We start from the raw sequence: 13,163 nt of genomic DNA on the forward strand, positions 1-13,163 counted from the left end.
AGATTCTATCGTCTAATGACTGATTTGGTCAATCGCGATCTGCGGATAAATGCCGCGGCGGCGAATCGGCCGCGATTTGCGACAATCCGCAGGTGACCGGCCGGTCAGGACGCAGGTGTCCGGCGCCGTTCGCCGAAGCAAGGAGAAAAATCATGATGAACCTGATCCTGTGGCGCCATGCGGAAGCCGAGGACTACGCGACGAGCGATCTCGCGCGCCAACTGACCGCCCGTGGCCGCAAGGATGCCCAGGCGATGGCCAAATGGCTGCGTGGCCGGCTTGAGACGAACGCCCTGATCCTCGCGAGCCCGGCGGCCCGTACCGTGCAGACCGTCGAGGCGCTGACCGACCAGTACCGGACCGTCGACGCGCTCGCGCCGGGCGGCAGCGTCGACGACGTGCTGGAGGCGGCCGGATGGCCGGAAGGGATCGCACCGACGGTCGTGATCGTCGGGCACCAGCCGACGCTCGGCAGCGTCGCCGCGCAACTGATCGCCGGCAGCGACGACAGCTGGAGCGTCAAGAAGGGCGGTGTGGTGTGGCTCGCGAGCCGCACACGTGACGGCAGCCGGCAGGCCGTGCTGCGGGCGGTATTGACGCCGGAACTGGTGTGAAGCAGGCCTGACGGGGGTTAAAGGGATTCATCAGACGGTTTCGCAAGCTTTCTGCTAAAGTCATTTCGGCGACACGTCATTGAAAGGACACGGTCGTGCCACATAACGGTCACGGCCGATTACTACATTGGCGGGCATGTCGTCCTATTCCTTACGACCAGGAAAGCCTAATGCGAGAACTGCCGACGCCTACGCTCCCATTTGCCTCGCTGCCTCTTGACACATCGCGGCGCCACCTGCCGCGCGCTGCCGAAACCGTCACATCCGAATACCGCCTGCGCGCCGCGTGGGCACGCACGGAAGACGAATTGCGCGAAGCCCAGCGCCTGCGCTACAGCGTGTTCGCCGAAGAGATGGGCGCGCAGGTCAGTGGCCCCTCCGGTCTCGACGTCGATCCGTTCGATGCGTACTGCGACCACCTGCTGGTTCGTGATCTCGATACGCTGAAGGTCGTTGGCACGTATCGCGTGCTTCCGCCGCACCAGGCGGCGCGTGTCGGCCGTCTGTACGCGGAAGGCGAATTCGACCTGTCACGCCTCACGCACCTGCGCGGCAAGATGGTCGAAGTCGGCCGCTCGTGCGTGCACAGCGACTACCGCAGCGGCGCCGTCATCATGGCGCTGTGGGGCGGTCTTGGCGCGTACATGATGCAGAACGGCTACGAGACGATGCTCGGCTGCGCGAGCGTGTCGATGGCCGATGGCGGCCACTATGCGGCGAACCTGTACCAGTCGCTGGCGACGAGCTCGCTGACGGCGCCCGAGTACCGCGCATTCCCGCACACGGCACTGCCGGTCGACGAACTGCAGACGGGCACCGTCGTGGCGCCGCCGCCGCTGATCAAGGGCTACCTGCGTCTCGGTGCGAAGATCTGCGGTGCGCCGGCCTGGGATCCCGACTTCAACTGCGCGGATTTCCTGACGCTGTTCCGCCTGTCCGACATCAACGCGCGCTACGCCCGCCACTTCCTGGGCTGAGCCGTCTGAAGCGCGTCGCGCCTGCACCGGGCGCACGCAACCGAACGCCGTCGCGCGGCAACTGCCACGCGACGGCGTTTGTGTATCTGGACAATGTACGCGTATCCGGCCCTGTTAATTCCAGCGCGACGCGATCACCACCGCACCACGCGGTGGCACGTTCGCGAACGTCCCGGGGGACAGCCGGACGGCAGCGGGGCGCTCAGTGCTTGCGCCGCCAGTCGAGCAGGTGGTGTTCCGCCATCCAGTGGTGGATCATCCCTTCGCCGTCATGGCTGCGCTTGTATTCGCGCGACTCGAAGAACGACAGCGCGACGAGCACCATCAGACCGATGAACAGGCCGATCAGGCCCGCAATTTCTTCAGACGTCATGGCAGCCTCCTTTCCTCGGCACAGCGCCATGCGTACATAGTAGGACATGCGCAGCGCGACCTCGAAACAGGATTTCCGCTAGACTCGGCGCGGTCCCTGCGCGCGATGGGCGCGCCGTTTTCCGGAGCCATACCCGATGACCCGTTTCACGCTGGCCGTGCTGGCCGCATTCATCCTCGCCGGCTGTTCCAGCGATCCCCACCAGGCCCGCCGCGGCCACCCGCCGGAAGATCCGGCCGATTATCACGGCGTGCCGACCGACATGACGCCGCCGACGATGCTCGACGCGCCGCCGCCGAAACCCACGGAATAACGGCCGGCCTGGCCCGCGGTCAGGCGCGTGCGGCGGGTGCAGCGGGTGCGGCGTGCGCGTCGGCGCCGATGCGCCGCAGCAGCCCCGGCAGGTAGCGCGCGAGCGTCGCGCCGCGCGCGGCCATGAACAGCAGCAGCGCGAACCAGAGCCCATGATTGCCGAACGTCCCGACGGCGGCGAGCGTGGCCACGATGAAGATCGAGAACGACGCGACCATCGCGCGCATCAGCGATTGCGTTTGCGTGGCGCCGATGAAGACGCCGTCGAGCAGGAAGCCCCAGACCGACACGATCGGCGAGATCGCGGCCCACGGCAGGTAGCGCAGCGCGACCGCGCGGATCTCGGGCTGGTCGGTCAGGCGCGCGACGATCCAGCCGCCGGCAGCCCAGTAAACGAGCGCGAACAGCAGTGCGCCGAGCGCTGACCAGAGCAGCGTGACGCGCACGGCCTGCCGGAATGCGTGGCGGTCGCGCGCGCCGGCCGCGGCGCCGACGAGCGCCTCGGCCGCATGCGCGAAGCCGTCGAGGCCGTACGCCATGAAGGTCTGGAAATTCAGCAGCAGCGCGTTCGCCGCGAGCGTCGCGTCGCCCTGTTTCGCACCGAGGTGCGCGAACCAGCCGAATGCGCCGAGCAGGCACAGCGTGCGCAGGAAGATGTCGCGATTGAGTACGATCAGCCGCTTGAGCGCCACGCGGTCGGCGAGCGCGCGCGCGACGATCGGCGTGAGGCCGCGCGGCCGCAGTCGCCACAGCATCCACGCGCCGAGCGCGAAGCCGCATGCGTCCGCCGTGGCGGTCGCGGCGCCGATGCCGGCGATGCCCCAGCCGAAGCCGTACACGTAGAGCAAGACGGCGCCGATGTTGACCGCATTGATGAACACCTGCGCGACCAGCGCGAGCCGGACGCGCTGCACGCCGAGCAGGTAGCCGAGCACGACGTAGTTCGCGAGCGCGAACGGTGCGCTCCAGATCCGCGCATGGCTGTACGCGAGCGCCGTCGCGCGGACGGCATCGCTGCCGCCGAGCGCGGACAGCGCGAACGACAGCAGCGGCACCTGCAGTGCAAGCACCGCGGCGCCGAGCGCGAACGCGACGATCAGCGCGCGCAGCAGGTTCAGCCGAATGCCGATGGCGTCGCCGGCGCCATGCGCTTGTGCGACGAGGCCGGTCGTTCCCATCCGCAGGAAGCCGAAGCCCCAGAACACGAAATTGAAGAACAGCCCGCCAAGCGCGACGCCGCCGAGATACTGCGCGCCGTCGAGGTGGCCGGCGACGGCCGTGTCGACGGCACCGAGGATCGGTTGGGTCAGGTTCGCCAGGACGATCGGGAAGGCGAGCGCGAGGACACGCCGGTGCGTGACGGTGGCCGAGCCGGCGCCGGCCCCGTGCGGTAACGCGGATTCGGACATGGCGGACGCGTCAGGCGCGTTCCTGCACGCAGACCCACGGCGAGACGACTACCGCCCACAGCTCGGGGTTGCGCGCCGCGTAGTCGGCGGCGGTCTCGGCCGGCATGCGCGCGACGAGGCCGGCCGACAGCCAGCGCGTGACCTGCTCGGCATCGTCGCTGGCGACCGCTTCCGCGACGCTGACGAGATCGAGGTCGCGCACGACGGACAACAGCTTGCCCTGCGCGAAGAAGCGTTCGAGATCGCACCAGTCGATCTTGGCGGTTTCGCCGAGGAGTTTGGCGTAGAGCGGGCTGTGCGACGCGCCCGCGGCGGATGGGTGTTCAGAGGACATCGGTTTCTTGGAAAGACTGCGTGGCGCCACTATAAACCATCCGGCCGGGCGGGCGGCGAGGGTGGCGGGCGACTCACGCGTCGCGCAGCGCGCGGCGCACGATCTTGCCGGTCGCGGTCATCGGCAGGCTGTCGACGAACGCGATCGCGCGCGGATACTCGTGTGCGGCGAGCCGCGTGCGCACGTGTTCCTGCAGCGCGCGGACGAGCGTTTCGTCGCCGACGTGGCCGGGGTTCAGCACGACGAACGCCTTGACGATCTCGGTGCGCGTCGCGTCGGGCACGCCGACGACGGCCGCCATCCGCACCGCCGGATGCGTGAGCAGGCAGTCCTCGATCGGGCCCGGGCCGATCCGGTAGCCGGCGCTGGTGATGACGTCGTCGTCGCGGCCGACGAAGCGCACGAAGCCGTCGGCGTCGATGACGCCCGTATCGCCGGTGAGCAGGTAGTCGCCCGCGAACTTGTCGCGCGTCGCGCCGGGGTTGCGCCAGTATTCGAGGAACATGACCGGGTCGGGGCGACGCACCGCGATGCGTCCTTCGACGCCGGGCGGCAGCGGCGTGCCGTCCGCGTCGACGATCGCGACCGCATGGCCGGGCACCGCCTTGCCGATCGCGCCCGGCTGCGCATCGAACAGCGCCGCGCACGACGACAGCACCATGTTGCACTCGGTTTGCCCGTAGAACTCGTTGATCGTCACGCCGAGCGCGTCGCGTCCCCAGGCCGTCAGCTCGGTGCCGAGCGATTCTCCGCCGCTCGCGACCGATTTCAGCGACAGCGCGTAGCGTTCGCGCGGTGCCGGGACGGCGCGCATCAGCTTCAGCGCGGTGGGCGGCAGGAACGCGTGGGTGACGCCGTGCCGCGCCATCAGCGCGAATGCCGCGTCGCCGTCGAACTTCTCGAAGCGGCGGGCAAGCACCGGCACGCCGTGATGCCATGACGGCAGCAGCACGTCGAGCAGGCCGCCGATCCATGCCCAGTCGGCGGGCGTCCAGAACAGGCGCGCGTCGCGCGGGAAGCACTGCTGCGACATCTCGACGCCCGGCAGGTGGCCGAGTAGCACGCGATGGGCGTGCAACGCGCCTTTCGGTTTGCCCGTCGTGCCGGACGTATAGATGATCACCGCTGGATCGTCGGCGGCCGTATCGGCCGGCACGAAATCGGGTGTTTCGGCGGCGAGCGCCGCGTCGTAGCGCAGCACGCCCGGTGCATCGGGCGCATCGTCGCCGATGCAGTAGACGGTATGCAGTGCCGGCAGTTGCGCGCGCAGCGGCGCGATTTTCGCGTAGCCGGCCGCGTCGGTCACGAGCGCGGCCGCTTCGCTGTTCGCGAGCCGGTATTCGAGCGCATCGACGCCGAACAGCGTGAAGAGCGGCACCGCGATCGCGCCGAGCTTGTACGCGGCGAGATGCGCAACGGCCGTTTCGGGGCCCTGCGCGAGAAAGATGCCGATTCGGTCGCCGCGTCGCAGGCCGGCGCGCGCAAAGCTGTTCGCGAGCCGGTTAGAAGCATTCCTCAGGTCGTCGAACGAGATGCGGAAAACGTCGCCTTGCGCCGTTTCGTGAATCAGCGCGAGGCGTCCGCTGCCGTCGGCCCATTTGTCGCAGACGTCCACGCCGATGTTGTAGCGCGCCGGAACGCCCCATGCGAAGCGAGAGAGCAGGTCGTCGTAGCGGTTTGCGGCGGGCAGCATCGCGTGTCTCCTGGGTGTTCGACGTGGCGTCGAGCGAACGGATTACATCAGGGTTTCACGCAGACGAATCCACAATGGTGTCTGCTGATAGGGAATATTCGGACTCGTCCAATGGCCACGGCACAGTGCACGATTCCACAATGACGCATAAGATCACAACAAAACAGTGATGTGACCATGGATTTGCTCCTGATAGCTGCGGGGTTCAGCCTGATCGGAATCGGTGTGCTGGTAGCGTTCGCTCGTCACGTCGATCCGTTGTCCGGCCGTTTCACCGGACGTCTGCGCAAGCGCTGACTCGACCTTTCCCGTTTTTCGCCGCGACGGCACGCGATGCGCGCCGGCATCGCGTGACGCTTGTCGATTGCCGTGCGCTCAGCGCGCCGGCAGGTAGCGCGACGGATCGATCGACCGGCCGCCGTAACGCAACTCGAAATGCAGCGCGACGCGATCGCTGTCGCTGTTGCCCATCTCCGCGATCGACTGCCCCTGCGTAACCGACTGTCCTTCCTTCACCAGCAGCGCGCGGTTGTGCGCGTAGGCGGTCAGGTAGTCGGCGTTGTGCTTGAGGATGATCAGGTTGCCGTAGCCGCGCAGCCCGTTGCCCGCATAGACCACGACACCCGGCGCAGCCGCAACCACCGGCGTGCCCGGCGAGTTCGCGATGTCGATGCCCTTCGATTTCGAGCCGTCGAACGTGCGGACCACATTGCCGGCCGCCGGCCAGATCAGCGTGATGTTCGTGGCCGGCTTGACGGCCGATTCGACCGGCGCGGAAGGTGCGGGGCGGGCGCGGCCCGCGCTGCCGGTGCCGGTGGTCGACGGCGTCGATGCGGTCGACGTGCCGGGCGGCGGCGCGACGCGCAGCACCTGGCCGACTTCGATCGCATCGGGGTTCGCCATCTGGTTCCAGCGCACGACGTTCTGCACCGACGTGCGGTTGTCGCGCGCGATCTTGTAGAGCGTGTCGCCGCGCTCGACGCGATAGAACCCGGGGCCGACGGGCGCGGAGCCGCACGCGACGAGCAGAGCGGCGCAGGCGGCTGCGAAGAGTCGCTTCGTTGTTGTTCCGAACATTGAACCTCGCAAAACCCTGCCGCTCATGACGCGGCAGGCAACACAAAATGTCCGATTTTAACGGGTTCGACCCGCACACCGCAGTTTGGGCCGTTGCCGACGCCGTCGCGCGCCGGTTCGGCGCGCTGCGTATCAGCCGGCGAGCGGGAGGACGCGAATCCGCAACGTGGCCGTTTCGGTCGCGCCCGGCGCGAGCATGCGCAGCCCGAGACCGTTGTGGATCGCATCCGGCAGGCCGAGCCACGGCTCGACGCAGTAGAAGTCCGAATCCGGTTTTTCGGTCCAGGTCGTGACCGCGTACCACGGGATCGAGCCCGGCACGTCGAGCGCGATCTCGATCGTGCGGCGGCGGCCCGGCATCACGATGCGCACCGGCGTGGACGACTCGCCGTCGAGGCAGTGGAAGCGATCGAGGATGTCCGGATTGTCGAGGCGGTAACGGGCTTCGCCCGGCTCGGGCGTGCTGATCGAACCGTCCGCGCGCTGCGCGCAGCGGCGCGTCGGCGGCAGCTCGAGCGTGGTTTCGGCGCGTTCGCCATGCGGCAACGCGAAATAGAAATGGTGGCCGGCGTAGTAGGGCAGCGGCGTGTCGCCGCGATTGGTCGTCGTGAGCGCGACGTCGAGCGTGTGGGCGTCGGCCAGCCGGTAGGTCGTCTCGAACCGGAAATCGAACGGGTAGCTCGCGTGCAGCGCGTCGTTCGCGTCGAGCGTCATCGACAACGCGGTGCCGTCGGCCGACGGTTGCGCGGCGAACGGCAGGTCGCGCGCGAAGCCGTGCATCGGCAGGTCGCGGACCACGCCGGCGGCGTCGCGCCAGCGGCCGATTTCGCCGTCGACGCGGTGGCGGCCGAGGAACGGGAACAGCAGCGGATTGCCGCCGCGCACGCGCGCGAGGTTGCTCCAGTCGGCCGTTTCCGGCCAGAAGATGACCGGTTCGCCGTCGATGTCCCATGACAGCAGGCGGCCGCCGAATTGCGGGGCGACCCGGACGAGCGACGGGCCGGCGTGAAGTTCGTGAATGTCGTGTTGCTGGAAGATCGGCATGGCGAATCGGGTTGGGCGGGTGGACGGGGCACGGCGCGCTCCATTATCGGGCCGCGGCCGGTTGGGGAAAACCCTTCTCGGGAAATTGCGAGTTTTTGACAATGTCAACGGTCCGGATAATGCATCTAAACCGGTGAAGTTGCCGGGTCATGACACTTCGAGGAGGCGCCATGGATCTGGCAATGGCAATGGGACTCGCACTGTTCGGCATGTTCACCGGCAGCACGGTATTATTTTTCTACCAGCTCGGCCGCTGACGGCAATTCCTGCCGAAGTCGAAAGGCCCGCCATGCAAATGGCGGGCTTTTTGCTTTCTGTGCGCTTACAAATTGCAAGCGTTTGTGTGCATTGCCGCAATATCCGGCCAAATGCCTTGGCGCAGTAATCCTGGCTCGGCATAATCGGGGCGCGTTTTTTTCGGACGCGCATCGCGTCGTCCGTCATTCTTCCCGCTTAATCTTCACTAAAAGGACCGACGCGTGAGCCTCTGGTTTCTGGTATTCCTGAGCGTCCTGCAGGGCGTCACCGAACTCTTCCCCGTCAGCAGCCTTGGCCATACGCTGCTCGTGCCGGCGCTGTTCGGCATGCACATCGACAAGCACGCGCCGCAACTGCTGCCGTTCCTCGTGGCGCTGCACCTCGGCACCGCGCTGGCGCTGCTGTGGTACTTCCGCGCGCGCTGGATCGCGCTGATCGGCGGCTTCTTCGCGCAGCTCGGCGGGCGCAAGAACGACGATGGACACCTGATGTGGGCGCTGATCATCGGCACGATCCCGACCGGCATCGTCGGGCTGCTCCTCGAGAAGCGCATCGAGCGCGTGTTTCACGACCTGCGGATCGTCGCGATCGCGCTGATCGTGAACGGCGTGCTGCTGTGGCTCGGCGATCGCATCCAGCGCAGCCGCGCGCATCAGCCGCCCGAGAAGATGACGTTCAAGCAGGCGTTCTTCGTGGGCCTCGCGCAGATCGGCGCGCTGATTCCGGGTTTCTCGCGCAGCGGGCTGACGATGATCGCCGGCAATGCCGCCGGGCTGACGGCGGAGAAGGCCGCGGAATTCTCGTTCCTGCTCGGCACGCCGATCATCTTCGCGGCGGGCGTGCTCGAACTGCCGAAGCTGTTCCATGCGCGCGACCAGCTCGCCGATGCACTGCTCGGCGGCGTGCTGACGGCGATCGCCGCGTACCTGAGCGTGCGGTTCCTGATGCGCTATTTCGAAGGGCGCGGCCGCCTCGCGTCGTTCGGCGTGTATTGCGTGATTGCCGGCGTGTTCTGTCTCGGCTGGTTCATGCTGCATCCGCAGCCGGTTTGATGCTGCGATGGCCGGTCTCGCGTGATGTGGCGCGATGATCGGGTATAATTTCGGGCTCGGCTCCATGCCGGGCCCGTTTTGTTTCGGGGCTTTGAGTTCGGTGGTGGTGCTGTCGCTGCTCAAAGTTCCGTGCCAAATGCGGTCCACGTCAGGCCGTGTCTTTTCTCCTCGACCGCCCTTAGCTCAGTTGGATAGAGCAACGGCCTTCTAAGCCGTAGGTCACACGTTCGAATCGTGTAGGGCGGGCCAGCTTGGTCCCTTGAAGACCTTCACCGCTCCGCCCAAGTCACACAACCCCCTCACTCCACCGTCACCGATTTCGCCAGATTCCTCGGCTTGTCGATATCCGCGCCGCGCAAACACGCCGCGTGATACGCGAGCAACTGCAACGGCACCACATGCAGGATCGGCGACAGCAGCCCGTAGTAATCCGGCATCCGCAGCACCGACACGCCTTCGCCGTTGTCGATCCGCGTATCGGCATCGGCGAACACGTAAAGCTGCCCGCCGCGCGCCCGCACTTCCTGCATGTTCGACTTGAGCTTCTCGAGCAGCGAGTCGTTCGGCGCGATCGTCGCCACCGGCATGGTGTGGGTCACGAGCGCCAGCGGCCCGTGCTTCAACTCGCCCGCGGGATACGCTTCCGCGTGGATATACGAAATCTCCTTCAGCTTCAGCGCACCTTCGAGCGCGATCGGGTAGTGCAGTCCGCGCCCGAGAAACAGCGCATTCTCGTGCTGCGCGAATTCCGCCGCCCAGCTCTCGATTTGCGGTTCCAGCCCGAGCACGTCTTCCAGCGCACCGGGCAGCCGCCGCAACTGCGTCGTGTAGCGCGCGAGTTGCGCATCGTCGACGTAGCCGCGCAGCCGTCCGAGCGTAACGGCGAGAATGAATAGCGCGACGAGCTGCGTCGTGAACGCCTTGGTCGACGCGACGCCGATTTCGGGGCCGGCCCGCGTCAGGAAGCGCAGGCCGGTCTGACGCATCATCGCGCTGGTCGGCACATTGCAGATCGCCAGCGTGTCGATATGGCCGAGCGCCTGCGCGTACTTGAGCGCGGCGAGCGTGTCGGCGGTTTCGCCGGATTGCGACACGCTCACCACCAGCGTGTTCGGCAGCGCGAGCGCATCGCTGTAACGGTATTCGCTCGCGATCTCGACCTGCGCGGGCAAACGCGCAATCGTTTCGAGCCAGCGGCGCGCGGTCAGGCCGGAATAATGACTCGTGCCGCACGCAAGAATCAGCACGTTGTCGATCTGCTCGAACGCCCGCGCGGCGTCCGGGCCGAATACGGCCGGATCGAACAGCCCGGCATCGGGGATGGTCGCGGCCACGGCCTGCGGTTGTTCGAAAATCTCCTTCTGCATGAAATGCCGATACGGCCCGAGTTCGACCACGCCCTGCGCGGAGGAAACGGTCTGTATCGCGCGCTCGACCGGTGCGCCGCGACGATCGAGCACGCGCACGCCGCCCGGCGTCAACTCGACGATGTCGCCTTCCTCGAGAAAGATGAAACGGTCGGTGATGCCGGCGAGTGCGAGCGCGTCGGACGCGAGAAAGCATTCGCCGTCCTTCACACCGACGACGAGCGGCGAGCCGGCCCGCGCGCCGATCAGCCGCTGCGGCTCGTGCTTGCTGAACACGGCGATCGCGTAGGCGCCGTGCAACTGCGACGTCGCAGCGCGCACGGCGGCGAGCAGGTCGCCGCGATACTTGCTGTGGATCAGGTGGGCGACGACCTCGGTATCGGTCTGGCCGTCGAATTCGTAGTGCTCGTCAGAAAGTTGCTTGCGCAACGTTTCATGGTTCTCGATGATGCCGTTGTGCACGAGCGCGATTTCGTCGCGCGAGAAGATCGGATGCGCGTTGCAGGTTGCCGGCGCGCCATGGGTCGCCCAGCGTGTGTGCGCGATACCGGTGCTGCCGGTCAGGCCGGCGCTGCGCACGTGCGCGTCGAGATCGGCGACGCGCGACATGCTGCGCTCGCGGCGCGCCTGGCCGTCGACGACCGTCGCCACGCCGCATGAATCGTAGCCGCGATATTCGAGGCGGCGCAAACCTTCAATCAGAATCGGGACGATGTCCCGTTGCGCGACCGCGCCGACGATGCCACACATCACACGTCTCCTTCCCTTTAAACATCATGGACCGCGCGCACCCGTGAATCAGCGCGACGCGGTTGCCGATGCCGCCGCCGTCGTGAACCCGCATCGGGCGGGTGCGACGGGGGCGGCCATCCGGCTCTCGAATGCCAGATAAAGCGACTCCTCCAGTACGTTCCAGTGCGCGCCGTGGCGGTACGGGCCGGATCGCGCGTGCCAGCAGGCAACCGTTCCCCAGTCGTTCATCTTGAACGCGACGAGCGCGATCAAGCCCCACGGATAATCGGTGCCGGCAAGTTGCTTCCAGGTCTTGCCGTACTTCTGCATCCACCGCGCGTAGATCGTCTCGTTGGATTGTTCGGGCACCTGAATGCCGGACAGGAGCGGGAAGATCTGCGCGACTTTCGACGGATAAAAGCTCGTATCGCTGACCTGCGCCGTGCTGACGCGAAAGCCGGATTGCGTGCCGCGCCAGAACACCTTCACGATGGCCGACGCGAGCCGGTCGGCGCGCTGGCTCCACGGGCCGGCATGCGTGTAGTCGGCGCGCCGGAGGTAGTACGCCGAGAGCGCCTGGAACGCGCTGTGCACCTCGACGTTGTCCATCAGCAGCGCGATGTGCAGCGACGACGAGATCTGATAAACGCCGGTCGGCTTGTCGAGCAGCGTGTCCAGATGCGTGCCTGCACGGTTCAGGCTGAGTTCCCAGGCGGCGGGCATGCCGTCGGGGGGCGCGAAGCGGGCGAGCAGTTCGATCCAGGTCGCCATCATCGCGTCGTCGGCGTCCGCTTCGGCGCATGCGTTGTACTGGCCGTTCTTCACACAGTAGCGATTGAAGCCGCCGTCCAGACGCTGGCGCGGCAACAGCCAGGCGATCCACGCGAGTGCGGCCTGACGCGCGTCGAGCTGCGCATCGGACGCGGCGAGCAGCGCTTTCGCGGCGAAATACGGATCGATGCCGACGCCGTTCAGGCGCACGGTGATCGCCCCGTCGGGGCGTTGGTACAGCCCGTTGAGCTGGAGCTCGGCGGCGCCCGCGTGCAGTGCGAAGCCGCACGCGGCGACCCAATAGGCGATACGCCACCGACGGCACAGCCGGGCGGCGGCCGCCATGCATGCGCGTGCGGTCGGAAAAAGCGCGGGCCGGTTCATGATCGGGGCTCCTGCGCGGTGGTCCTTCGCAATCGTCTCCGGGCGCGGCGTTGGCCGCGTCGCGCCCGGCGAGCGTGTCGACGTTGTGGCTCAGTGCACCCTGGCACGGGTGAACTTGAGGCTGGTGCCGCTCCTCGTGCTCACGAGCCGGTTCGTCGCATGTGCGCTTGAAGGCGGCCCGCGGATCGCGCGGATTTCAACGGGAAACGGCGGCAGGTTCGTCGTGCAGGGGAGGCTGCCTTTTGCCCCACGCGGACGCGTCGTGTCGCCTCCCGGCTTCGTTGCTTTGACGTCCCCGTTTGTCTGCTGTCGTGCGAGTGCTCCGGGACGCACCTGTCCTGTATTAAGCAAGGCGTGAGCCATCGGCCGCGATGGCCCGTACAGCAAGGGGCGGAGGGCTGGCTGCGAGTGCGGCCCGGGTGGCAGCAGCGTGTTTTGATTCAACGGCGAATCAGCTTTTGCGCAAGGGGTGCGACCGCGCGCGGCCGGCATTGCGGCCCACACGCGTTGTGCAGCGGGCGATTCATCTGCTGAACTTGTTCTGCCTTGCCGGGCGCGGCTTTACATGGTTGACGCGCCACGCGAAATTAGTTGCGTGTGCATCGGTCTGGAAGCCGGTGCGATGCCCGATTCCACTTGCGCCGGATGGGCCGGACTCCGATGCAATCGCCGGTTGCGGATTTGCGTTACACATTCGCAACATTTTCCGATCATCGATTCGTGCGACGCGAACGCCGCCGCATATCGGTAAATTCTGCGTGCTTGA

General features: G+C 66.9%; 14 protein-coding genes and 1 tRNA gene. 6 read left to right on the top strand and 9 right to left on the bottom strand.

Going from position 1 to position 13,163, the window contains the following annotated elements; translation table 11 throughout:
* Positions 1 to 28: 28 nt before the first annotated feature.
* The gene (locus tag ACN22W_RS06790; protein WP_412022095.1) at positions 29 to 154 is read right to left on the bottom strand and encodes a hypothetical protein; all 126 of its coding nucleotides are present in this window, start codon (positions 152 to 154) and stop codon (positions 29 to 31) included.
* Between ACN22W_RS06790 and sixA the strand changes: the two genes are divergently transcribed.
* Positions 153 to 614, top strand: a complete 462-nt coding sequence (sixA, locus tag ACN22W_RS06795; RefSeq protein ID WP_048242411.1) for a phosphohistidine phosphatase SixA — start codon at positions 153 to 155, stop codon at positions 612 to 614. The two genes, ACN22W_RS06790 and sixA, sit on opposite strands and share 2 nt — an antisense overlap.
* Positions 615 to 784: 170 nt before the next feature.
* Positions 785 to 1,591: a GNAT family N-acetyltransferase gene (locus tag ACN22W_RS06800; RefSeq protein WP_193098095.1), complete on the top strand. Its 807-nt coding sequence runs from the start codon at positions 785 to 787 to the stop codon at positions 1,589 to 1,591.
* 202 nt (positions 1,592 to 1,793) lie between these two features.
* Here ACN22W_RS06800 and ACN22W_RS06805 read toward each other — a convergent pair whose 3' ends face one another.
* Entirely contained in the window at positions 1,794 to 1,964 is a 171-nt protein-coding gene (locus ACN22W_RS06805) for a hypothetical protein (protein WP_164992002.1), read from the bottom strand.
* Between the two features lie 136 nt (positions 1,965 to 2,100).
* Between ACN22W_RS06805 and ACN22W_RS06810 the strand changes: the two genes are divergently transcribed.
* Positions 2,101 to 2,277 (top strand): hypothetical protein, encoded by a 177-nt coding sequence (locus tag ACN22W_RS06810; RefSeq protein ID WP_164992003.1) that lies wholly within the window; start codon positions 2,101 to 2,103, stop codon positions 2,275 to 2,277.
* Between the two features lie 19 nt (positions 2,278 to 2,296).
* Here the strand turns inward: ACN22W_RS06810 and ACN22W_RS06815 are convergent, their stop codons facing one another.
* From ACN22W_RS06815 to ACN22W_RS06835, 5 genes are all read right to left on the bottom strand, one after another.
* A complete protein-coding gene (locus ACN22W_RS06815; RefSeq protein ID WP_419686921.1) occupies positions 2,297 to 3,685 on the bottom strand; it encodes an MATE family efflux transporter in 1,389 nt (462 codons plus the stop codon).
* Between the two features lie 10 nt (positions 3,686 to 3,695).
* Positions 3,696 to 4,019: a DUF2288 domain-containing protein gene (locus tag ACN22W_RS06820; protein WP_419686923.1), complete on the bottom strand. Its 324-nt coding sequence runs from the start codon at positions 4,017 to 4,019 to the stop codon at positions 3,696 to 3,698.
* Positions 4,020 to 4,092: 73 nt separating this feature from the next.
* Positions 4,093 to 5,712, bottom strand: a complete 1,620-nt coding sequence (locus tag ACN22W_RS06825) for an acyl-CoA synthetase (RefSeq protein ID WP_419686924.1) — start codon at positions 5,710 to 5,712, stop codon at positions 4,093 to 4,095.
* A 375-nt stretch (positions 5,713 to 6,087) separates the two neighbouring features.
* Entirely contained in the window at positions 6,088 to 6,789 is a 702-nt protein-coding gene (locus ACN22W_RS06830) for a peptidoglycan DD-metalloendopeptidase family protein (protein WP_419686926.1), read from the bottom strand.
* A 132-nt stretch (positions 6,790 to 6,921) separates the two neighbouring features.
* Positions 6,922 to 7,833 carry an aldose epimerase gene (locus ACN22W_RS06835; RefSeq protein ID WP_412022090.1) on the bottom strand — a complete coding sequence of 304 codons (912 nt, stop codon included), beginning with the start codon at positions 7,831 to 7,833 and terminating at the stop codon, positions 6,922 to 6,924.
* Between the two features lie 149 nt (positions 7,834 to 7,982).
* On the opposite strand from ACN22W_RS06835, the gene ACN22W_RS06840 reads away from it, so the two are divergent.
* The 3 genes from ACN22W_RS06840 (at position 7,983) to ACN22W_RS06850 (ending at position 9,392) form a co-directional block, all read left to right on the top strand.
* Entirely contained in the window at positions 7,983 to 8,090 is a 108-nt protein-coding gene (locus ACN22W_RS06840; RefSeq protein WP_196319550.1) for a UDP pyrophosphate phosphatase, read from the top strand.
* Positions 8,091 to 8,312: 222 nt separating this feature from the next.
* Complete coding sequence (locus ACN22W_RS06845) at positions 8,313 to 9,143, top strand: undecaprenyl-diphosphate phosphatase (RefSeq protein WP_006490581.1); 831 nt, start codon at positions 8,313 to 8,315, stop codon at positions 9,141 to 9,143.
* Positions 9,144 to 9,315: 172 nt separating this feature from the next.
* Positions 9,316 to 9,392: transfer RNA gene (locus ACN22W_RS06850), tRNA-Arg, on the top strand.
* 50 nt (positions 9,393 to 9,442) lie between these two features.
* On the opposite strand, the gene glmS is transcribed toward ACN22W_RS06850, so the two are convergent.
* Both glmS and ACN22W_RS06860 read right to left on the bottom strand, forming a co-directional pair.
* Entirely contained in the window at positions 9,443 to 11,260 is a 1,818-nt protein-coding gene (gene glmS, locus ACN22W_RS06855) for a glutamine--fructose-6-phosphate transaminase (isomerizing) (protein ID WP_419686928.1), read from the bottom strand.
* Between the two features lie 48 nt (positions 11,261 to 11,308).
* Entirely contained in the window at positions 11,309 to 12,397 is a 1,089-nt protein-coding gene (locus tag ACN22W_RS06860; protein WP_419686929.1) for a hypothetical protein, read from the bottom strand.
* Positions 12,398 to 13,163: the final 766 nt, after the last annotated feature.

Origin of the sequence: Burkholderia theae, from assembly GCF_048565265.1 — a bacterium.
GTDB classification, from domain to species: domain Bacteria; phylum Pseudomonadota; class Gammaproteobacteria; order Burkholderiales; family Burkholderiaceae; genus Burkholderia; species Burkholderia theae.